Source organism: Nitratireductor sp. B36 (assembly GCF_020833685.1).
GTDB lineage: Bacteria > Pseudomonadota > Alphaproteobacteria > Rhizobiales > Rhizobiaceae > Nitratireductor.
This window is the reverse complement of record NZ_JACKZY010000002.1, coordinates 923,449-943,883: the sequence shown is the minus strand read 5'-3', so window position 1 is coordinate 943,883 and position 20,435 is coordinate 923,449. Positions and strand designations below refer to the sequence as shown.

17 protein-coding genes and 1 riboswitch are annotated in these 20,435 nt (G+C 59.8%); of the genes, 11 read left to right on the top strand and 6 right to left on the bottom strand.

Annotated features, from left to right (window positions below; genetic code table 11):
• Positions 1-249 precede the first annotated feature (249 nt).
• Entirely contained in the window at positions 250-417 is a 168-nt protein-coding gene (rpmG, locus tag H7H48_RS11050) for a 50S ribosomal protein L33 (RefSeq protein ID WP_007008183.1), read from the top strand.
• Positions 418-1,015: 598 nt separating this feature from the next.
• Here the strand turns inward: rpmG and H7H48_RS11045 are convergent.
• Together H7H48_RS11045 and H7H48_RS11040 are read right to left on the bottom strand one after the other, a co-directional pair.
• Positions 1,016-2,380 carry a PleD family two-component system response regulator gene (locus tag H7H48_RS11045; RefSeq protein ID WP_229449094.1) on the bottom strand — a complete coding sequence of 455 codons (1,365 nt, stop codon included), beginning with the start codon at positions 2,378-2,380 and terminating at the stop codon, positions 1,016-1,018.
• A 42-nt stretch (positions 2,381-2,422) separates the two neighbouring features.
• Entirely contained in the window at positions 2,423-2,794 is a 372-nt protein-coding gene (locus tag H7H48_RS11040) for a response regulator (RefSeq protein WP_229449093.1), read from the bottom strand.
• A 225-nt stretch (positions 2,795-3,019) separates the two neighbouring features.
• On the opposite strand from H7H48_RS11040, the gene H7H48_RS11035 reads away from it, so the two are divergent.
• Positions 3,020-3,304 carry a DUF3572 domain-containing protein gene (locus H7H48_RS11035; protein ID WP_229449092.1) on the top strand — a complete coding sequence of 95 codons (285 nt, stop codon included), beginning with the start codon at positions 3,020-3,022 and terminating at the stop codon, positions 3,302-3,304.
• 20 nt (positions 3,305-3,324) lie between these two features.
• Positions 3,325-3,978 carry a DUF2608 domain-containing protein gene (locus tag H7H48_RS11030; RefSeq protein WP_229449091.1) on the top strand — a complete coding sequence of 218 codons (654 nt, stop codon included), beginning with the start codon at positions 3,325-3,327 and terminating at the stop codon, positions 3,976-3,978.
• Positions 3,979-4,073: 95 nt separating this feature from the next.
• Here H7H48_RS11030 and H7H48_RS11025 read toward each other — a convergent pair whose 3' ends face one another.
• Positions 4,074-4,649 carry a GNAT family N-acetyltransferase gene (locus H7H48_RS11025; RefSeq protein ID WP_229449090.1) on the bottom strand — a complete coding sequence of 192 codons (576 nt, stop codon included), beginning with the start codon at positions 4,647-4,649 and terminating at the stop codon, positions 4,074-4,076.
• A gap of 82 nt (positions 4,650-4,731) precedes the next feature.
• Between H7H48_RS11025 and H7H48_RS11020 the strand changes: the two genes are divergently transcribed.
• Positions 4,732-6,042: a DNA polymerase IV gene (locus tag H7H48_RS11020; protein WP_229449089.1), complete on the top strand. Its 1,311-nt coding sequence runs from the start codon at positions 4,732-4,734 to the stop codon at positions 6,040-6,042.
• Positions 6,043-6,102: 60 nt separating this feature from the next.
• Here H7H48_RS11020 and dnaE read toward each other — a convergent pair whose 3' ends face one another.
• The 3 genes from dnaE to H7H48_RS11005 form a co-directional block, all read right to left on the bottom strand.
• Positions 6,103-9,627 (bottom strand): DNA polymerase III subunit alpha, encoded by a 3,525-nt coding sequence (gene dnaE / locus H7H48_RS11015; RefSeq protein WP_229449088.1) that lies wholly within the window; start codon positions 9,625-9,627, stop codon positions 6,103-6,105.
• 102 nt (positions 9,628-9,729) lie between these two features.
• The gene (locus H7H48_RS11010) at positions 9,730-10,416 is read right to left on the bottom strand and encodes an HAD hydrolase-like protein (RefSeq protein WP_229449087.1); all 687 of its coding nucleotides are present in this window, start codon (positions 10,414-10,416) and stop codon (positions 9,730-9,732) included.
• A 13-nt stretch (positions 10,417-10,429) separates the two neighbouring features.
• On the bottom strand, positions 10,430-12,442 hold the full coding sequence (locus H7H48_RS11005) for an acetyl/propionyl/methylcrotonyl-CoA carboxylase subunit alpha (RefSeq protein WP_229449086.1): 2,013 nt from the start codon (positions 12,440-12,442) through the stop codon (positions 10,430-10,432).
• A gap of 196 nt (positions 12,443-12,638) precedes the next feature.
• Here H7H48_RS11005 and H7H48_RS11000 point away from each other — a divergent pair, with 196 nt between their 5' ends.
• The 7 genes from H7H48_RS11000 (at position 12,639) to gcvP (ending at position 20,340) form a co-directional block, all read left to right on the top strand.
• Positions 12,639-13,766 (top strand): S-(hydroxymethyl)glutathione dehydrogenase/class III alcohol dehydrogenase, encoded by a 1,128-nt coding sequence (locus H7H48_RS11000; RefSeq protein ID WP_229449085.1) that lies wholly within the window; start codon positions 12,639-12,641, stop codon positions 13,764-13,766.
• A 4-nt stretch (positions 13,767-13,770) separates the two neighbouring features.
• Positions 13,771-14,235 (top strand): YaiI/YqxD family protein, encoded by a 465-nt coding sequence (locus H7H48_RS10995; RefSeq protein WP_229449248.1) that lies wholly within the window; start codon positions 13,771-13,773, stop codon positions 14,233-14,235.
• Positions 14,236-14,239: 4 nt separating this feature from the next.
• Positions 14,240-15,079 (top strand): S-formylglutathione hydrolase, encoded by an 840-nt coding sequence (gene fghA / locus H7H48_RS10990; protein ID WP_229449084.1) that lies wholly within the window; start codon positions 14,240-14,242, stop codon positions 15,077-15,079.
• Between the two features lie 211 nt (positions 15,080-15,290).
• Positions 15,291-15,674 (top strand): helix-turn-helix transcriptional regulator, encoded by a 384-nt coding sequence (locus tag H7H48_RS10985; RefSeq protein WP_229449083.1) that lies wholly within the window; start codon positions 15,291-15,293, stop codon positions 15,672-15,674.
• A 225-nt stretch (positions 15,675-15,899) separates the two neighbouring features.
• Positions 15,900-16,007: riboswitch (glycine riboswitch) on the top strand.
• Between the two features lie 42 nt (positions 16,008-16,049).
• Positions 16,050-17,153 carry a glycine cleavage system aminomethyltransferase GcvT gene (gcvT, locus tag H7H48_RS10980; RefSeq protein WP_229449082.1) on the top strand — a complete coding sequence of 368 codons (1,104 nt, stop codon included), beginning with the start codon at positions 16,050-16,052 and terminating at the stop codon, positions 17,151-17,153.
• A gap of 7 nt (positions 17,154-17,160) precedes the next feature.
• Positions 17,161-17,529, top strand: coding sequence for a glycine cleavage system protein GcvH (gene gcvH / locus H7H48_RS10975; RefSeq protein WP_229449081.1), 369 nt, complete (start codon positions 17,161-17,163; stop codon positions 17,527-17,529).
• A gap of 9 nt (positions 17,530-17,538) precedes the next feature.
• A complete protein-coding gene (gene gcvP / locus H7H48_RS10970) occupies positions 17,539-20,340 on the top strand; it encodes an aminomethyl-transferring glycine dehydrogenase (protein WP_229449080.1) in 2,802 nt (933 codons plus the stop codon).
• Positions 20,341-20,435: the final 95 nt, after the last annotated feature.

Below are 20,435 nucleotides of genomic sequence, written 5' to 3'. Positions count from 1 at the left end.
AGGGCTCGCAAACGCGCCCTGACGTCAGACGTGTGAGTTTCGCCTCATCCTTCGCATTTGTTCATGCGTGGGGTATCACTGTGCATACGGGGAGACGGAGACTGTTTGCGCGCTTTTTGACACCGCGCCTCAAACAACCCGGCTTGACTTTCCGCGCGTACCCTTTATGTGTCCGCCAGACTCTTTAAGCGCTGGTGGAGAGATTCTGCTTTTGCGCGACCGACAAACCACCAGAAACGGACGACAGACATGGCGAAGGCCACGACCATCAAGATCAAGCTTCAGTCGACGGCGGACACGGGCTTCTTCTACGTCACGAAGAAGAACAGCCGCACGATGACCGACAAGATGACCAAGCGCAAATACGACCCCATCGCCAAGAAGCATGTGGAGTTCAAGGAAACCAAGATCAAATAGATCCGGTTTCACCGTATTCCTTCGAAACGCCGCCTTCGGGCGGCGTTTTCTGTTTGAGATCTCAACTTCCCGATGCGATTTCCCCGTGCGATTTCCCAGTGCGATCCGCAAATGCGCGCTGCAGAAAGCCTTCCATGTGCTTCGGAAGTCGGAATCATCATCTGAAGATATTGGGAAGCGGTGAAGAAACTGGGGGCCGGTCGGCAAACTGGCAGCGGTACGAGGAGGCCACTTTCAACCAGCGCCGGCCGGCCGACCCCACGGACCCAGGAGATGCGGCGGACCTGAGCATCATGGGGTATCCCGAGGCGGCTGCCCGACGACAACGCCGAGACATAAGACCCGCCCCTTTCGGCGAGAGATTTGCGCAGGGCGGTTAGAAAATCAATACTTACTTAACCATTCCCGCCAACTCCCTTACGTTAGGGTTAAATATGGGGCGGATGCGGCACTCCGTCAGCCCCCAAATTGGTGGAATGCATCATCACTCTTTGGTGTTGTGCGATTACGCGCCACGAATAAGGCAACAATTGCCCTTCTCGAGGTCCGACTGACGTGCGCCGTCACCTCTCTGGTTGGCATCATGTGTGCTGCGACTTCAGGCTGCAGAAGCCACCACGCGGTTGCGGCCTTTGCTCTTCGCATCATAGAGCGCAATGTCCGCACGCTTTATCAGATCGGCCGGATCATCATTGCCATTTGCGCAGCCAACAACCCCTACGCTTGTGGTAACGGCAATAGCATTTTTGCCTCCGTCGACCGTGAAAGGTTCGCTGGCAATGGCAACCCGCAAACGTTCTGCCACCATCTCCGCCATGTCATGCTCGGTATCTGGCATCACAACGACGAATTCCTCGCCCCCGAACCGGCAAATCAGGTCGATACCACGGATATTCTGGCGTAATCGATCAGCGAACTCGCGCAACACATCGTCGCCACTGGAGTGCCCCCAGCGGTCATTGATCGTTTTGAACCGGTCGATATCAGCCATCATTACGGACAAAGGCCGTCGCCGGGCAACAGCTCGCGCCAGGAGCTTTGGCAAATGCGCATCAAGATAGCGCCGATTATGCAGCCCCGTCAGCGGATCGGTGACAGCCATGCGAAAACTCTGACTGACACTCGTCCGAAGGCGATCATTGTAGCGCTTGCGTCGCAGCTGCGTCCGCAAACGCGCCTGTAGTTCCTGCGCGTCAATCGGGCGAACAATATAATCATTCACGCCCAGTTCCAGCGCTCGGGCGATCATCCCCTCCTCATCCCCATCAACCACCAGCATGACCGGCAGGAGACGCGTACGATCCAGCGCCCGCAACTGAGCGCAAAGCCGCAATGGATCGTAGGAGGCGTAGTTGGAGGTAACGAGAACGCACTCATAGCCACCCTCGGCCGCGCGAAACAATCCGGCCTGGGGATCGTCCTCGATGTCAAGCGCGAAGCGACGCTGCAGCATGGCAGAAACCGCAGCAGAAGATTGGGTGTTCTCGTCGATCAACAAAACAGAGGGCGTCCCGCGCCGGTCGTCCTCCATACCCGGCTCAAATCCCACATTGTCGATGGTCTCGGTGCGCAACCGCAATTCATCTGTGAGCATTTTCAGCCGAACGAGGCTTTTGACCCGCGTGACAAGTTGAAGCGCGCCGACTGGCTTTGTCAGGAAGTCGTCAGCGCCCGCCTCCAGGCCTCGCACACGATCCGATGTTTCGCCAAGTGTTGTAATCATCACAACCGGAATGTGCTGTGTCGAAGCCTCTGACTTGAGCCTGCGGCACACCTCGAATCCGTCCATTTCCGGCATCATGACGTCCAACAGGACGACATCCACCTTCCCATCAGCACAGATTTTTAGCGCCTCTGCCCCGCTATAGGCGCAGACAACCTCGAAATACTCAGCCAAGAGCCGGCTTTCGAGCAGCTTCACATTCGACGGGACGTCGTCGACAACCAGAATGCGCGCGGTCATGACCGGCTCCTCACGAATGTCTCCGGGAAGCCATCAGCAGCATCAGGCATCCCCAAGATAGGATTTGATCGTTTCGATGAAACTCGGCACAGAAATTGGCTTCGAGATATAGGCTTCGCATCCACCTTGGCGGATACGCTCCTCATCGCCCTTCATCGCGAAGGCCGTCACCGCGATGACGGGGATCGTGTGGAGGTCATCATCCTGCTTGAGCCATTTCGTGACCTCAAGTCCCGAAACCTCTGGCAACTGGATATCCATCAGAATGAGGTCGGGGCGATGTTCACGAGCAAGGTCGAGCGCATGCAGTCCGTCGCGCGTCCGAACGGTGTCATAGCCGCTGGCCTCGATAAGATCGCGAAAGAGCTTCATGTTGAGCTCATTGTCTTCGACGATCATGACTTTCTTCGGCATTTCACCCCGTCCCACTCAACCCCGCGCCGCCGCTTGTCACCTGTTCTCGCCGACACCGCCTCAAATCGCGAAATTTCCGGCGCCACCCTTGCACGATTTGATTTATGAATCGGTAATGGGCGCCTGCGAATCGTAGCTTTACAGCATAGCGGCCCAGCATCGCTGCGCAATTCATCTGATCGACGGGCCACGATGGCGTTTCATGCCCAATGGAGAGGTACCACCATGCAACGAGAGGAAGCCGAGACCATCGCCGTTTCTGCCCTGGCATTTATTGCGGCAGACGAGCAGCTCCTTCCCAGGTTTCTCTCACTGACCGGTATCGAGGCAAATCAGATTCGCGCGGCGGCGGCCGAACCAGGCTTTTTGACCGGGGTTTTGCAATTCATCCTCGCACATGAACCGACCTTGCTACGGTTTTCCCAGGAAAGCGGCATCGCTCCGGAGATCGTCGCACGGGCGCCGTCCCTGCTGCCCCACGGCAACCCATCCTACGACATCCAGCCTTAATATGACTTTGGACAAGCTACATGACGATTGACCCTGAAACAGCCAGGCAGATTGACGAACTTTCGCTCAGCAACGACCCTCTTCTCGTGCTGGATGTCGACGACGTGATACTGGAGTTCATCAGACCGTTTCCGGAATATCTGCGCACCCGCGGCTTCGAACTGAAGCTGGAAAGTTTTGGCTTGAACGGGAATGTTGTCGACCTGACCACAGGTGTCCGCGCCGACGACGAGACGGTCTCGCAGCTCGTCGATTCCTTCTTCGAGGTTCAGCATGATTGGCAAAAGCTCGCCGAGGATGCATCGGAGACCATCGCACGCCTGTCCACAGCGAGCCAGGTTGTTCTTCTGACCGCGATGCCACACCGTTACCGGCAGACGCGTCGCACCCTGCTCGATCAGCTCGATATGCGCTATCCGCTGCTGACGACGGAGCGGGCCAAGGGTCCTGCGATCAAGCGCTTGCGTGGGGAGCATCCCCGTCCCGTCGCCTTCGTCGATGACATGTATTACAACCTCGTTTCCGTGCGCGACACGGTCGAGGATGCTCACCTCTTTCATCTTATGGCCGACAATTCTGTCCGAGCGCTCATGCCGCCAATCCCTGCAGGGATCACGGTGGTGGAGCACTGGAAGGAGGCCGGTGAAAAGATCGCCCGCTCACTCGCACTATAGCCAGGAAGCTTTCCCGCATGGTCTTTCATGGCTGAAAGAGGTTGGTGCGCGACACCGGAAACGGGCGCCTGATACAGGTGAGAAAGTTTCAGAAATTACAGTGTCAGCCGCATGAGCGGCCGGCCGGCCTTGCGCTCCAGAACCATTTTGAAGCCCGCCTTTTCAAAGACCCGTGTGGCCCCGACGAACAGGCCAATAGAGCGCGAATCTCTCGAATGGGTTATCGGACACGCTTCCAGAATGCGCGCCCCTCCACGGCGGGCATGTTCGATTCCCGCAGCCACAAGCTGATGCGACAGGCCCTTGCCACGTACGGACGGCCTCAGGAAAAAACAGGATATCGCCCAGACGGCCGGGTCCCTTGCATCGCCATCCTCCACCGGTGCTGAAACCCTGCCCTTGTTGTTCCACTCGGGAACATCACCGCGCGGTCCAATCTGCATCCAACCATCAGCACGGTCGTTCTCAAGCAACAGCAGACCGGGCGGCGGACCAGCCTCGATCCGCGCTTTGATGTGATCCTTGTTACGCTCGCGATTGTTCTCGCGTCGCACCGACGGCGGAAGCCGAAAATGCGTACACCAACACCCGTAACAGGCGCCCTGTTTACCGAACAGTTCCTCAAATGCCGGCCACAGATGCGGCGTTAAAGGCGCAACCTCATAGAGCACCCATGCTCTCCCCGCCCACAGCTTGTGCAGCGTCAGCGTTTCCAGTAATATTCATGTTCACTTTATGTTCACATGATCAACCATGCCTGTCAACGCCCTTCCGCACGGCCTTTGTCGTGATTGCCTGACCCCGGCGCAGACTGCGTCGAGGCGTTGCCGGTCCTGCGGCAGTCCGCGTATGCTCGCCCATGCGGAGCTGGAAGGTCTATTCCTGGCACATATCGATTGCGACGCCTTTTATGCTGCTGTCGAAAAACGGGACAATCCGGCGCTACGCGACAGGCCCGTCATCATCGGCGGCGGAAAGCGGGGAGTGGTTTCAACAGCCTGCTATATCGCCAGGATCAACGGGGTGCGTTCTGCAATGCCCATGTTCAAAGCGCTTGAAGCGTGCCCCGAGGCGGTCGTGATCAAGCCCGACATGGAGAAATATGTTCGTGTCGGACGCCAGGTACGCTCGATGATGGAGGCGCTCACTCCGATGGTCGAACCGCTTTCCATCGACGAGGCTTTCCTTGATCTTTCCGGCACCGAGAAATTGCATGGCGCTCCTCCGGCAATGGTGCTCGCCCGCTTTGCGCGTCAGGTGGAAGAAGAGGTGGGCATTACCGTTTCTGTCGGACTGTCCTACTGCAAATTTCTGGCCAAGGTGGCCTCCGATCTGGACAAGCCGAAGGGTTTCTCGGTCATCGGCAGAACGGAAGCTTTCTCCTTTCTTTCGCAGAAGCCCGTCACCCTTATTTGGGGTGTGGGCAAGGCTTTTGCCGCGACGCTGGCGCGAGACGGCGTGCGCACCATCGGACAATTGCAGACCATGGAGCGTGGCGACCTTATGCGCCGCTATGGCACCATGGGAGATCGTCTTTATCACCTCTCGCGCGGACTGGACGACCGGAGCGTTAAGCCGCGCAGTGAGGCGAAGAGTGTTTCTTCGGAAACCACGTTCAACAACGACCTGTCGAGTGCGGCGGATCTGGTTCCGGTGTTGCGTGCACTTTCGGAGCGCGTTTCAACCCGCCTCAAGAAAGCGGATATAGCCGGACGCACGATAGTCTTGAAGCTCAAGACCTCTGACTTCCGGATCCGCACGCGCAATCGACAATTGGAAGATCCGACCCGGTTGGCCGACCGGATTTTCCACACCGGGCTCGAGCTTCTTAAGCGCGAGATCGACGGCACGCGGTTTCGCTTGCTCGGCATCGGAGTGAGTGATCTTACGGATGCGGCAAGGGCAGATCCCCCTGACCTTGTGGACCGCCTCTCCCACAAACGCGCTCTCGCGGAGGGCGCGATGGACAGTCTGCGCGAAAAGTTCGGCAAACAGGCCGTTGAAACCGGTTACACCTTTGGCCACGGACAGGCCGGACGTCCGCAGCGCGATGAAGAAACCTGACCGCTGCCTGATATGTGCACCGGCCCTTGCCTGCACGTCTGCAAGGCAAACAATCGAATCTTAGACGAGCTCAACCTCGACAACGCCCGGAACGGCGCGCATTGCGGCGGCGATCTGCGGCGAAATGCGATAGCGGTTGGGTAGCCCCACCTCGATCTCCCCCTGTCCGCCATCCTTGATCACCACCAGGCTCACTTGCGCATCACCACGCTGGGTGAGCTGCGAGGAAATCGCCGGTAGCGGCTTGGGATCACGCAGATAGATCCGCAACGCCTTCTGCATACGACAGGCTTCCTCTTCCAGGGACTGCACGGCCTGTATACGCAGATTGACCCCTTCAGGTCTGTTTTCGGCTCCGACCATGATGACCACGGACGAGCCCGCCTCCAACAGATCCCTGTACTGCGCCAAGGCTTCGGAAAACAGCACCGCCTCATATTGACCCGTGGCATCGGAGAGCTGAATGATCCCCATTTTGTTGCCGGTGCGTGTGCGCCGTTCCTGCTTGGAGGTGACGGTGCCGGCAAGCCGGCCGGCCGTCGCGCCGCGTTTCACCGCAGCCTGGAAATCGGCCCAATTCTGCACCCGCATCTTCTCGAGGATTTCGGCATACTCATCGAGCGGATGAGCCGAGAGATAGCAGCCGACAACCTGGAATTCGCGGTGGAGCTTGTCGGCAGCCGACCATGGTTCGACCGCAGGCAGGTGGATTTTCTGCGGCTCACCGCCCCCCGAAATGCCAAAGATATCGCCCTGTCCCATCGCCGCATCTTCGGCAGCGCGCGAAGCCATGCCCATCAAACGGTCGATGCCACCAAACAGTGCTGCCCGGTCATGGCCGAAACAATCAAACGCGCCCGCCTGAATGAGGCTTTCGAACACCCGCTTGCCAACAATCTTTGGATCAATGCGGGCACAGAAATCCTCAAGGCTTTCAAATTGCTTTTCGTTGCGTTTTTCGACGATGTGCTCCACCGCCGCATCGCCCACGCCCTTGATTGCGGCAAGGGCGTAGTAAATCTTGTTCTCGCCCACTTCGAATGGGCGATGCGACGTCAGAACCGAGGGTGAAACGACCTCGATGCCCAGCCGCATGGCATCGCGCCGGAAGTCGTTGAGCTTGTCCGTGTTGGCCATGTCGTAGGTCATGGACGCGGCCAGGAACTCGACCGGGTAATGCGCCTTCAGATAGGCCGTCTGATAGGAGACGATGGCATAGGCGGCCGCGTGTGACTTGTTGAAGCCATAGTCGGCAAACTTGGCCAGAAGATCGAAAATGAAATCGGCCTGCTGCTTGGAAACGCCGCGCTCGGTCGCCCCCTTCACGAAGATGCCCCGCTGCTTTTCCATCTCGGCGCGGATCTTCTTGCCCATGGCGCGACGCAGAAGGTCAGCTTGTCCGAGCGTGTAGCCGGCCAGCTCCTGGGCGATCTGCATCACCTGCTCCTGGTAGACGATAACGCCCTGCGTCTCCTTCACCAGATGGTCGATCTTGGGGTGGATCGAAGCGATTTCTTCTTCGCCGTGCTTGCGCGCGTTGTAGGTCGGGATGTTCTCCATCGGACCTGGACGGTAAAGCGCCACAAGCGCAATGATGTCCTCGATCCGGTCCGGCTTCATGCCGATCAGCGCCTTGCGCATGCCCGCCGATTCCACCTGGAACACGCCGACCGTCTCGCCGCGCGAAAGCATCGCGTAGGTGTCCGGATCATCCAGCGGAATGCGTGAAAGATCGATCTCGATCCCGCGCCGGCGGATGAGCTTCACCGCCGTTTCCAGAACCGTCAGCGTTTTCAGGCCAAGGAAGTCGAACTTGACCAGCCCCGCCTGCTCAACCCATTTCATGTTGAACTGGGTGACCGGCATGTCGGACCGCGGGTCGCGATACATGGGCACCAGTTCCGAGAGCGGTCGATCACCGATCACGATGCCGGCAGCGTGCGTGGAGGCGTGGCGGTAGAGCCCTTCCAGCTTCTGCGCATAGTCTAGAAGCGTGCCAACAATCGGCTCCTTCTCCACTTCCTCGGCGAAGCGCGGCTCGTCCTCGATCGCCTTGGGCAGCGGGGTGGGATTGGCCGGATTGGACGGCACCATCTTGCAGAGCCTGTCCACTTGTCCGTAGGGCATCTGCAGCACGCGCCCCACATCGCGCAGCACGGCGCGGGCCTGCAGGGTTCCGAAGGTAATGATCTGCCCCACCTGATCGCGGCCGTACTTCTCCTGCACGTAGCGGATGACCTCTTCGCGGCGGTCCTGGCAAAAGTCGATATCAAAGTCGGGCATCGACACGCGGTCGGGATTGAGAAAGCGCTCGAACAGCAGCGAAAAGCGCAGCGGATCCACATCCGTGATCGTCAGCGCATAGGCCACGAGCGAGCCCGCACCCGAACCACGCCCCGGCCCCACCGGAATATCCTGTGCCTTGGCCCATTTGATGAAATCGGCAACGATCAGAAAGTATCCGGGGAACTTCATGCGTTCGATGATGCCGAGCTCGTAGTCGAGCCGCTCGACATAGGTCTCGCGGGTATAGCCTTCCGCCAGCCCCTGTGTTTCAAGCCGACGCTGCAGTCCCTCATGAGCCTGCCGCCGCAATTCGTCGGCTTCTGCCTGAAGGGCCGCTTCCGCATCGGCAGCGTCCGCGCCCGTAAAGCGCGGCAGGATTGGCGGATGCGTCTGCGTAAAATAGGAACAGCGCCGGGCAATCTCGATCGTGTTGTCGATGGCCTCGGGCAGGTCGGAAAAAAGCCGTGCCATTTCGGCCTGGCTCTTGAGATAATTGTCAGGGGTGAGTTGCCGGCGGTCATCCATGGCGATGACCGCCCCTTCCGCGATGGCGATCAGTGCATCATGGGCTTCATAATCGTCGCGAGCGGGGAAAAATGCCTCATTGGTGGCTACCAGCGGCAATTCATGCCTGTAAGCAAGCTCAACGGTGGCCGCCTCCAAAGCCCGGTCGTAGCCCTCGAACCGCTCCAGTTCCATATAGAGCCGGTTGCCAAAACATTCCCTGAGAAACATCAGCCGCTGCTCGGCAACCTCCGGACGGTCCGCCTTGAGCGCCGCCCCGACGGGTCCGCGCGGCCCTCCAGTCAGGCAGATAATCCCCTCAGCCAGTTCGGACAGCCACTCCGTGGTGATATGGGTGGCCTCCCCCGGCTCGTTTTCCAGATACGCGCGGCTCACCAGGCGCACAAGATTGGCATAGCCTTCCTTGGTGGCCGCAATCAGAACGAGGGGCTCATACTGCGTACCACCGCCCTTGCGGCCATTGCCGCGCCGGGCCTCCGCCAGCGCATCCTCGAAGGCACAATCAAGCTGACATCCGATGATCGGCTGCAAACCTTCCTTGGATGCCTTTTGCGAAAACTCCAGCGCGCCGAACAGATTGTTCGTATCGGTAATGGCAATCGCGGGCGCTTCGTCCTTCAGTGCGTGACCAATGATCTTGCCTAGTGGCAACGCGCCTTCGAGAAGCGAATAGGCCGAATGTACCCGCAGATGTATGAAGGGGCGCTCGGGTCTGTTTTTCTCACGCTCTGCTGCCGCGAAAATCGGGTCGCGCAAACGTCGGTCGCTCGCCATGAATTGATGCCGTCTCTTTCCTGAAGACTCAGATCGCCATTGTTCCGTATTGAGCATCGAGCGTAAAGACCGACGCTCCGCCGCCGGCGGCTTATTCAGGGGTCAGATCGCCGGTGCAGGCACCAGAACCCGATCGATCGCAGCGGCAAGCTGCGAAGGGAGCTCAACGACCGCTACGGCTCCGGCCTCTTCGAGTTCGTCCCTGTCACCGAAACCCCATAAAACGCCGATTGCCGGAATTGCATTGGCTTTGCCACCAGCGACATCGTGAAGGCGGTCGCCGATCATAACGGCGTTTGATGGATCGATGGGTTCGTTCGCCAGAATATGCCGGATCAGGTCTGCCTTGTTTGAATTGGTCCCGTCGGGCGCGGAACCATGAATGGCATGAAAATATTCCGAGAGGCCGAAATGGGCGATGATGTCCTTGCTGTAACTCTCCAGTTTCGACGTCGCCACCGACAGAAAATATCCTGCCTCAACGCAATGGACGAGGACATCCTTGATTCCGGGAATCAGTTCGTTCTCGAACTTGCCGATCTCCTGATAGCGGTCACGGTAGTGGCCGACCGCTTCCCAGATCCTCGCTTCGTCATCCGTCTCCAGAAACGCAGCAAAGGTTACCTGCAAGGGCGGCCCGATATGAGAGCGAATGGTGGCATCGTCGGGCGCAGTGCGCCCCATCTTTTCCATCGCGTGGCGGATGCCGTTTGAAATTCCGGTAAACGGGTTCGTCAGCGTGCCATCGAGGTCAAACAGCGCCGCTGCCCGCTTTATGTTCTCCGCCATTCAGAAAAAACTCCTATTCGAATTCCATTATAACCGCGTCCACGGCAAGACTATCGCCCGGCGCTGCGTTGATCTTGGAGACGGTAGCATCTCGCTCCGCGCGCAGGACGTTTTCCATCTTCATCGCCTCGACGATGGCCAGCGTCTCGCCGGCCTTCACCTCCTGTCCCTCCGTGACGGCGATGGAGACGACCAACCCCGGCATAGGACATAGCAGCATTTTGGATGTGTCCGGCGCTTCGCGCACCGGCATCAGCCGGTCCAGATCAGCAATTCTTGGCAGCATCACGCGCGCATCCGCTGAGACGCCCTGCCACGCAAGTTTCACTCCATTCAGAATGGGCCGCACCTGAACGGCAACACTACGGCCATTGACCTCCCCTTCCCAGACCGGCTCCCCGGGACGCCAGTTGGAGCGCACGGTCAATGGTTCAGCACCGTCAATGCGGATATCCATTTCCAGCGGAATTGAAATCATGCCCTCAACAAGACTGACCGGGAGATACGTGTCCTCCAACCGCACAACCCAGTCGCGCTTCAATCCACCCGAATGCGGGGCCAGTCGACCGGTCAGCCGGTCCAGCCTGTCGCGCCGCAGAAGCTCCACGGCCAGCGCCACGGCAGCAAGCACCGTGCGCTCACCAGTCATCGGGGAAGGCGGAGAGAAGCCTTCCGGGAATTCCTCGGCAATGAAACCTGTCGACAACCGCCCTTCGCGCCAGCGCGGATGGCTCATCAGGGCGGCAAGAAAAGGAATATTGTGTTCGATCCCGTCAATGACAAACCGGTCGAGCGCTTCACTCATGGCATTGATCGCGTCCAGACGTTCCGGCGCCCAGGTGCACAGTTTGGCGATCATCGGGTCGTAGAACATCGAGATCTCGGAGCCTTCGGTGACACCGGTGTCATTGCGCAGCACCGCATCCCCAAAACGCCCTTCCTGAGGCGGGCGATACCGGGTGAGCCGGCCGATGGAGGGCAGGAAGTTGCGCACAGGGTCCTCGGCATAGATGCGGCTTTCAATGGCCCAGCCATTGAGCTTGACATCTGCCTGTTCAAAGGAGAGCGCCTCTCCTGCGGCCACCCGCAGCATCTGCTCCACCAGGTCAATCCCGGTGACAAGCTCGGTCACCGGATGTTCCACCTGAAGGCGTGTGTTCATTTCGAGGAAATAGAAGTTGCGGTTCTTGTCGACGATGAACTCGACTGTGCCAGCACTTTGATAATCAACGGCTTTTGCAAGCGCCACGGATTGCGCGCCCATGGCAGCGCGGGTTTCCGCATCGAGAAAGGGTGATGGCGCTTCCTCAACCACTTTCTGATTGCGGCGCTGAATGGAGCATTCGCGCTCCCCCAGATAGAGGCAATTGCCGTGCGCGTCGGCCAGCACCTGGATTTCGATATGCCGCGGCTCTTCCACGAATTTTTCGATAAAGATCCGGTCATCGCCGAAGGATGATGCCGCCTCGGATTTCGAGCGTTCGAAGCCTTCGCGAGCCTCATCATCGTTCCACGCGATCCGCATGCCCTTGCCGCCACCGCCCGCCGATGCCTTGATCATCACCGGATAACCGATTTCACCGGCAATCTTCACCGCATGTTCGGCATCGTCGATCAGCCCCATGAAACCTGGAACGGTCGAGACCCCTGCTTCCGCAGCAATCTTCTTGGAGGTGATCTTGTCGCCCATAGCCTGAATGGCCTTGGGCTTGGGCCCGATGAAAACGATGCCCTCCGCCTCCAGCTTTTCACAGAAGGCAGCATTCTCGGAAAGAAATCCGTAGCCTGGGTGAACGGCTTCAGCCCCGGTTTGCTTGCAGGCGGCGATGATCCGATCGCCGAGAAGATAGCTCTGATTGGCGGCAGCCGGGCCGATATGCACCGCCTCATCGGCCATCTCCACATGCACAGCATCCGCATCGGCATCGGAATAGACTGCGACAGTCGCGATGCCCATCCGTTTTGCTGTCTTCATCACCCGGCAGGCGATTTCACCGCGATTGGCAATGAGGATCTTCTTGAACATGAACGGTGGTTCCCCCCAACGAGCAGCGTTGACACTGTTCTATGGCCTGATGCCGCCCCACTCAAGCACTTCGCGGCACTGTCATGTGCGAAGCGGCTTTGCCAGTTTGCGTCATCCGCAGGCCCGATCGGACTTGCGGCATGATGCATTTCCTGAAACTTTCGGCGTAGATTCCGGACTTGCAGGAGAAGTGTCCATGAAAACCCGTGCCGCTGTCGCCGTTCAGGCAGGAAAACCACTTGAAGTCATGGAGGTCGACCTCGACGGGCCGCGCGAAGGCGAAGTGCTGATCGAAGTGAAGGCGACCGGCATCTGCCACACGGATGAGTTCACTCTGTCGGGTGCCGATCCCGAGGGAATTTTCCCGGCGATTCTCGGCCACGAGGGCGCCGGCGTCGTTGTGGACGTGGGCCCCGGCGTCACCAGCCTCAAGAAGGGCGATCACGTAATCCCGCTTTACACGCCCGAGTGCCGTGAGTGCCCGTCCTGCCTGTCGCAGAAGACCAATCTTTGCACCGCCATCCGCTCGACCCAGGGCCAGGGCCTGATGCCCGACGGCACGAGCCGTTTCTCCATCAACGGCGAAAAGCTGCATCATTATATGGGCTGTTCGACCTTCTCGAACTTCACCGTTCTTCCCGAGATCGCGGTGGCAAAGGTCAATCCCGATGCCCCCTTTGACAAGATCTGTTACATCGGTTGCGGTGTGACCACTGGCGTAGGAGCCGTTATCAACACAGCCAAGGTGGAAATCGGCGCGACTGCGATCGTGTTCGGCCTCGGCGGCATCGGCCTCAATGTCATTCAGGGCCTGCGGCTTGCCGGTGCCGACATGATCATCGGCGTCGACCTCAACAATGACAAGAAACCGTGGGGCGAAAAATTCGGCATGACGCATTTCGTCAATCCGAAGGAAGTCGGCGAAGACCTTGTCCCCTATCTCGTCAACATGACCAAGCGCGGCGCCGACCAGATCGGCGGCGCGGATTACACGTTCGACTGCACGGGCAATGTCACTGTCATGCGCCAGGCGCTGGAAAGCGCGCATCGCGGCTGGGGTGAATCGATTATCATCGGCGTGGCCGGCGCGGGTCAGGAAATCTCCACCCGTCCCTTCCAGCTCGTCACCGGACGCACCTGGAAAGGCACCGCCTTCGGTGGCGCGCGCGGCCGCACAGACGTTCCCAAGATCGTCGACTGGTACATGGAAGGAAAGATCGACATCGACCCGATGATCACGCACACGCTTTCGCTCGATGAGATCAACAAGGGTTTCGACCTCATGCATGCGGGCGAATCCATCCGCTCCGTGGTGGTCTACTGAGGCCATCACATTGACGACCATCTATGTGGATGCAGACGCCTGTCCGGTGAAACCGGAAGCAGCCCGTGTCGCCGAGCGGCACGGGCTTGTGATCGTTTATGTCTCCAATGGCGGATTGCGTCCTTCACGCGATCCCATGGTGCGGCACGTCGTGGTGCCGGGCACCGCCGACGCCGCCGACGACTGGATCGTGGAGAATGCCGTTAAGGGCGACATCGCCATCACGGCGGATGTGCCGCTGGCAGCGCGCCTCGTCGAAAGGGACGTGCATGTGCTTGGGCCCACCGGGCGGACTTTCACGCCCGCAAGCATCGGCATGGACGTCGCCATGCGCAATCTCAAGCAGGACCTGCGCGAATCCGGGGAGATCAAGGGATACAATCCCGGCTTCACCGCCCGCGATCGCTCCGACTTCCTGCAGGCGCTCGACCGAACGGTACGCCGCGCATTGAAAGAACCAAAGGACTGAACCTATGAAAACCGTTTCCACCGCCCGCTCGCATGGCGGGGTTCAGGGCGTTTACACCCACGAAGCCGAAACCTGCCAATGCGACATGACATTCGCCGTGTTCGTTCCGCCGCAAGCCGAAGATGGCCCCTGCCCCATCCTGTGGTATCTGTCCGGCCTTACCTGCACCCACGCCAATGTCATGGACAAGGGCGAATACCGCCGCATGGCCGCCGACCTCGGCCTGATGATCGTTTGTCCCGATACCAGCCCACGCGGCGATGATGTGCCGGACGAGCCGGAGAACTGGCAGTTCGGCAAGGGTGCCGGCTTTTATGTCGACGCGACACAGGAGCCTTTCGCCAGGAATTACCGAATGTATTCCTACATTGCCGACGAACTACCGGCACTGATCGCAAAACACTTTCCGGCGGATATGGACCGCCAAGGCATTTTCGGACACTCCATGGGAGGGCATGGCGCGCTGACGATCGCGCTCAAGAACCCCGACCGGTTCAAAAGCTGCTCCGCCTTCGCTCCGATAGTTGAACCATCCACGGCCGGCTGGTCGAAGCCAGCGCTCGAGAAATATCTGGGCAAGGATCAGGCGGCTTGGCGCCGATACGACGCCTGTGCGCTCGTCGCCGATGGCGCACGCTTTCCAGAGTTCCTGATCGACCAGGGCACCGCAGACGGGTTTCTGGACGAAGGTCTGCGGCCATGGCTGTTCGAGGAAGCCTGCAAGAAGGCCGGAATTCCACTTACGCTCAACATGCGCGAGGGATACGACCATTCCTATTTCTTCATCTCGAGCTTCATGAATGATCATCTTGCCTGGCACGCCAAGCGCCAGGGCACATCTTGATCTGAATCAATTTGTGACATCCATGAATCACCCTCTCACCTTTCCCGGTCAACACACCGAGAAATAACGATATTTTGCCAGCGCCCCATTCCGCGATATTACCAAAACTTGTCCTGAAGCGTCCCTTCCGGCATGCTTCATGGGAATAACCTGCTCTCGGGGTGGAAGACACAACCGGAGATGTCCGCTGGGAATATGGAGGTTCAGACCGGTGCATGACACCGCACACATTTATACAGATTCACCCGATCACGACACGATGGGCGGCCGCCTTTCACGAGCCCGCGACGCTGCTGGACTTCCTGTCGCTGAACTCGCCCGCCGTCTGGGCGTGAAGACAGCAACGATACAGGCCTGGGAGAGCGACCGGGCACAACCACGCGCCAACCGTCTTGCCATGCTTGCCGGCGTTTTGAATGTGAGCCTGTCCTGGCTGTTGCATGGTGTCGGAGTCTCGCCCGCTGATGAAAGCCGCTCGGAACTTGTCAATGCCGTTTCAGCCAATCTGAAGCGTATCCGCAAACTTCAGGACGAGACAAACCGTCTGGTCGCCCAGATCGAAGCCGACCTTGCCCGCGCGGTGGGCTCACGTTGAGAAACGGTCGTTAAAGCCGTCGTCTCTCTTGTGCACAGAAACCATCATGCCAATGCCAGGCAGAGCATTATGTCAGGTGACAAACACATTCGCCTGCGCTAGTTTCCAGCCGTCGAGGGCAGAAGCCCTGCCTGGCTGCGGGAGAGGGCCAAACCGGCAAGTGCCGGAGCGGACGCCGAAGGGGAAATCGCCCGAAATCTCTCAGGCAAAAGAACCGTAGACGGGCCAAGACACTCTGGAAAGTCGGGGAGCGATCCCCGCGCCGAAGGTGTAAGCGTGGTCGACAGGGTTCCGGCTGCGCGAGTCTCTCAGGCTTCCGACAGAGGGGCACGAACATGTCGCTTATCGCGGCATGCGTGCGATTCTGGAGGAATGATGAGCGATACGAAACCTCAAAAACACCTGCCGCTGGAAGCGTTGCATGAAGATGCGAACGCGCGTTTCGGCACATTCGCCGGCTGGCGCATGCCGCTGACCTACCCTGCCGGCGTCATGAAAGAACACCTGCACACGCGCGAAAGTGCGGGCCTCTTCGATATTTCCCACATGCAGCTTTTCGAGGTCGAAGGCGCCGGTGCCGCCGATTTCCTGTCGCGCGCCTGCCCCATCGATGCAGCGGCCCTGAAGGAGGGCCAGTCGAAATACACCGTTCTTCTCAACGAGAATGCCGGCATCATCGACGATCTGATTGTCACGCGTCTTGGCGAAAACCGCTTCATGGTCGTTGCAAACGCCGGCAATGCCGACAAGGACGAAGCGCATTTCCGGGCCATTGCTACCGCGTTCGAGGTTTCGCTCACCCCGCTAGAACGCGTGCTCTTGGCGCTGCAGGGCCCTGAAGCCGAAGCTGCCATGATTGCGGCGGGCCTCGATCTGAGCGACCTCACCTTCATGACCGGCACCGAGCCGCGCAAGGGTTGGTTCGCGGCCCGGTCGGGCTACACCGGCGAAGACGGTTTCGAGGTGGCACTGCCCGTCGATGAGGCGGAGCGTTTTGTCCGCACACTGCTCGACGATGAACGGGTTCAATGGGTGGGTCTTGCCGCGCGCGACAGCCTGCGCCTGGAAGCAGGCCTTTGCCTGCATGGTCAGGATCTCGACGAAAACACAGATCCGGCGAGTGCGGCCATCCTATGGGCCGTGCCGAAGGCGCTGCGCGAAAAGGGCCAGTTCATCGGCGCGGAAGCGTTGCAGAAAATCATCGCGGACGGCGCAAGGGAAAAGCGTGTCGGTCTGAAGCCGGAAGGTCGTCAGCCGGTCCGTGCCGGTGCGCTGTTGATCAACGAGGCAGGCGAGAGGGTCGGCCGCGTCACATCGGGCGGGTTTGGGCCTTCGGCCGGACACCCGGTGGCCATGGGTTATGTGGCCAAACCGCTCTCCGCACCCGGCACCCGTCTTTTTACCGAAGTGCGCGGCAATCGCATCGCACTCGACGTCCATCCCCTTCCCTTCACGCCGCAGCGCTACAAAAAAGGATAACAGCCAGATGAGCCAGACCTATTTCACCGAAGATCACGAATGGATCAAAGTCGAGAACGGCGTCGCAACCGTGGGCATTACCGACTACGCGCAGGAACAGCTTGGCGATCTGGTCTTTGTCGAATTGCCGGAAACCGGCGCCACGCTCTCCAAGGGTGACACTGCCGTGGTGGTCGAATCCGTCAAGGCTGCCTCCGATGTCTATGCTCCGGTCGATGGCGAAGTCGCGGAAGTGAACGATGCTCTGACGGGCGATCCGGCCCTGGTGAATTCTGCCCCGACCGGCGATGGCTGGCTGTGGAAAATGAAACTTGCCGATGAGAGCCAGCTCGAAGGCCTTATGGACGAAGCCGCCTACAAGGCGTCGATAGCCTGAGGAAACACCATGTCTGCCAAATCGCTCCCTTTCGCCGCCCGCCATATCGGCCCGCGCGGTGAGGAAACCAAGGCCATGCTGGCAACGCTTGGCGTTCCTTCACTCGAAACGCTCATCACGCAGGCGGTGCCGAAATCCATTCGCCTCGACCGTCCGCTCGACCTGCCACCGGCGGCCAGCGAATCCGAGGCTCTGTCCGAGCTCAGCGCCGCCATGCGCGAGAACAAGGTTCTGAAAAGCTTCATCGGCACCGGCTATCACGGCGTGAAGGTGCCACCGGTCATCCAGCGCAATCTGTTCGAGAACCCGGCCTGGTACACGGCCTACACGCCGTACCAATCTGAAATCAGTCAGGGCCGCCTGGAGCTCCTGTTCCACTTCCAGACGCTGGTAACAGAGCTGACCGGCCTGCCTGTCGCCTCCGCTTCCCTGCTCGACGAAGGGTCGGCGGTGGCGGAGGCCGTGGGCATTGCCTGGCGGCACCATCGTTCCAAGCGCAACAGGCTGGCACTTGCCGGCGAACTCCATCCGCAAACGCGTGATGTGGTCGTCACCCGCGCCGAGCCATTGGGCATTGAGGTTGACGGCGACACGATCGACGACGACACGTTCGCCCTCATCGTGCCTTGGGCGGATACATATGGCGTCTATGGCGATTACAGCGCGCTTATCGCCAAGGCCAAAGACAAGGGTGCCATCGTCATCATGGTGGCCGATCCGCTCGGCCTGCTTTTGAGCGAAACGCCGGCAGCGCTTGGCGCGGACATCGCTGTTGGCTCAATGCAGCGCTTCGGTGTGCCAATGGGCTTTGGCGGCCCGCACGCTGCCTATTGTGCAGTCTCTGACAAGCTCACACGTCTGATGCCCGGCCGTCTCGTCGGCCAGTCGGTCGACGCCCACGGCCGCCCGGGATATCGTCTGGCGCTCCAGACCCGCGAACAGCACATTCGCCGCGACAAGGCGACCTCCAACATCTGCACCGCGCAGGCGCTGCTTGCAAATATGGCAGCAGCCTTTGCCATATGGCACGGACCGGAAGGCCTCGTTGCCATCGCCGAGGGCATCCACGCGCGTGCGTCGCGCCTTCATGCAGCGTTGAAAGCCGCAGGCATCCAACTTGCGGGCGACACAATCTTCGATACGGTAACCGCCACCGTTCCGAGCAAGGCGGAGGAAATCGCCCAGAAAGCAGAGGCTGGCGGCCGTCTCCTTCGCGTCATCGACGCGGATCGCATCGGGATCAATCTCGACGAGACCACCGATGAGGATGATCTTGCGGCCATTGCCGCCCTGTTCGGTGCGCAGCTGCCGGATGAAGCACCGCGCCTTGCTCCGTCAAAAGCGCGTGGCGAAGGCTTCCTCACCCAGCCCGACTTCCATGCCCACCGCTCGGAAACGGAAATGATGCGCTTCCTGCGCCGGCTCGCCGACAAGGATTTGGCACTCGACCGCGCCATGATCCCGCTCGGCTCCTGCACCATGAAGCTCAACGCCGCCGCCGAGATGATGCCGGTCAGCTGGCCGGAAGTGGCAGGGCTGCATCCCTTTGCTCCTGCCGGGCACACGGCAGGCTATCGTCGCATGATCGAGGATCTCGACCGCTGGCTTTCGGAAATCACCGGTTTCGATGCGGTCTCCCTGCAGCCCAATGCCGGCAGCCAGGGCGAATATGCCGGTCTTCTGGCGATCCGCCGCTACCATGCCGAGCGTGGCGAGGCCGGTCGCGACATCTGTCTCATCCCCTCCTCCGCCCATGGCACCAACCCGGCGTCCGCCTCCATGGCGGGTATGCGGGTGGTGGTCGTGCGCTGCACGGATGATGGCAATATCGATCAGGACGACCTGAAGGCCAAAGCGGCAGAACATTCAGACAGGCTGGCCGCTCTCATGCTCACCTACCCGTCCACCCACGGCGTGTTCGAGGAAGGCGTGCGCGACATGTGCACGGTCATTCATGAGCATGGCGGCCAGGTCTATTTCGACGGCGCCAATCTCAATGCCATGGTCGGCCTTGCGCGTCCGGGCGATCTGGGCGCGGATGTCTGCCACCTGAACCTGCACAAGACCTTCTGCATCCCCCATGGTGGCGGGGGCCCCGGTGTCGGCCCCATCGGCGTCAAGGCACATCTCAAACCATTCGTGCCGGGCCATGTGGCGCTGGGCAGCGACCAGGCGGTCGCGGCAGCGCCCTATGGCAGCGCGTCGATCCTGCCCATCACGTGGATGTATATCCGAATGATGGGTGGAGACGGGCTCAAACGGGCGACGGAAATGGCAATCCTCAACGCCAACTACATCGCTCACAGGCTGAAAGAGCACTATCCGGTGCTGTATAAAGGCCGCAATGACCGGGTCGCCCATGAGTGCATTCTGGACACGCGTGTCTTCAAGGATCGTGCCGGCATCACCGTCGACGATATCGCCAAGCGGCTCATCGATTATGGCTTCCATGCCCCGACCATGAGCTTTCCGGTTGCGGGAACATTGATGGTCGAGCCAACGGAATCGGAGCCAAAGAGCGAGGTTGATCGCTTCTGTCAGGCGATGATCTCCATTGCCGAGGAAGCAGCGAAGGTTGAAAAGGGCCTATGGCCGAAGGAGGATAATCCTCTCGTCAATGCACCCCACACGGCGATGGAGCTGATGGGCGACGAGTGGACACACCCCTACAGCCGCAATGAAGCCGCCTTCCCCGAGGGTGCGCTGGCGTCCGCGTCCAAATACTGGCCGCCGGTCTCGCGCGTCGACAATGTCAGCGGCGACCGCAATCTGGTCTGCGCCTGCCCGCCCGTCGAGGCATTGGCCAGTTGAGACTAACACCACGGATCATCTCCCCTGTCGGGGGAGATGATCGCTCTTTTTGCCGCATGCACTTGGCTGGGGCCCGCGCTTTCTGATAAAGCGTC

Coding starts and splice junctions, on each gene's coding strand:
- gcvH (WP_229449081.1), top strand. CDS start 17,161: ATGAGCCAGACCTATTTCACCGAAGATCACGAATGGATCAAAGTCGAG.
- H7H48_RS11045 (WP_229449094.1), bottom strand. CDS start 2,380: ATGACCGCGCGCATTCTGGTTGTCGACGACGTCCCGTCGAATGTGAAG.
- H7H48_RS11005 (WP_229449086.1), bottom strand. CDS start 12,442: ATGTTCAAGAAGATCCTCATTGCCAATCGCGGTGAAATCGCCTGCCGG.
- H7H48_RS11035 (WP_229449092.1), top strand. CDS start 3,020: ATGCAACGAGAGGAAGCCGAGACCATCGCCGTTTCTGCCCTGGCATTT.
- fghA (WP_229449084.1), top strand. CDS start 14,240: ATGAAAACCGTTTCCACCGCCCGCTCGCATGGCGGGGTTCAGGGCGTT.
- gcvT (WP_229449082.1), top strand. CDS start 16,050: ATGAGCGATACGAAACCTCAAAAACACCTGCCGCTGGAAGCGTTGCAT.
- H7H48_RS11020 (WP_229449089.1), top strand. CDS start 4,732: ATGCCTGTCAACGCCCTTCCGCACGGCCTTTGTCGTGATTGCCTGACC.
- H7H48_RS11040 (WP_229449093.1), bottom strand. CDS start 2,794: ATGCCGAAGAAAGTCATGATCGTCGAAGACAATGAGCTCAACATGAAG.
- rpmG (WP_007008183.1), top strand. CDS start 250: ATGGCGAAGGCCACGACCATCAAGATCAAGCTTCAGTCGACGGCGGAC.
- H7H48_RS11010 (WP_229449087.1), bottom strand. CDS start 10,416: ATGGCGGAGAACATAAAGCGGGCAGCGGCGCTGTTTGACCTCGATGGC.
- gcvP (WP_229449080.1), top strand. CDS start 17,539: ATGTCTGCCAAATCGCTCCCTTTCGCCGCCCGCCATATCGGCCCGCGC.
- dnaE (WP_229449088.1), bottom strand. CDS start 9,627: ATGGCGAGCGACCGACGTTTGCGCGACCCGATTTTCGCGGCAGCAGAG.
- H7H48_RS11030 (WP_229449091.1), top strand. CDS start 3,325: ATGACGATTGACCCTGAAACAGCCAGGCAGATTGACGAACTTTCGCTC.
- H7H48_RS11000 (WP_229449085.1), top strand. CDS start 12,639: ATGAAAACCCGTGCCGCTGTCGCCGTTCAGGCAGGAAAACCACTTGAA.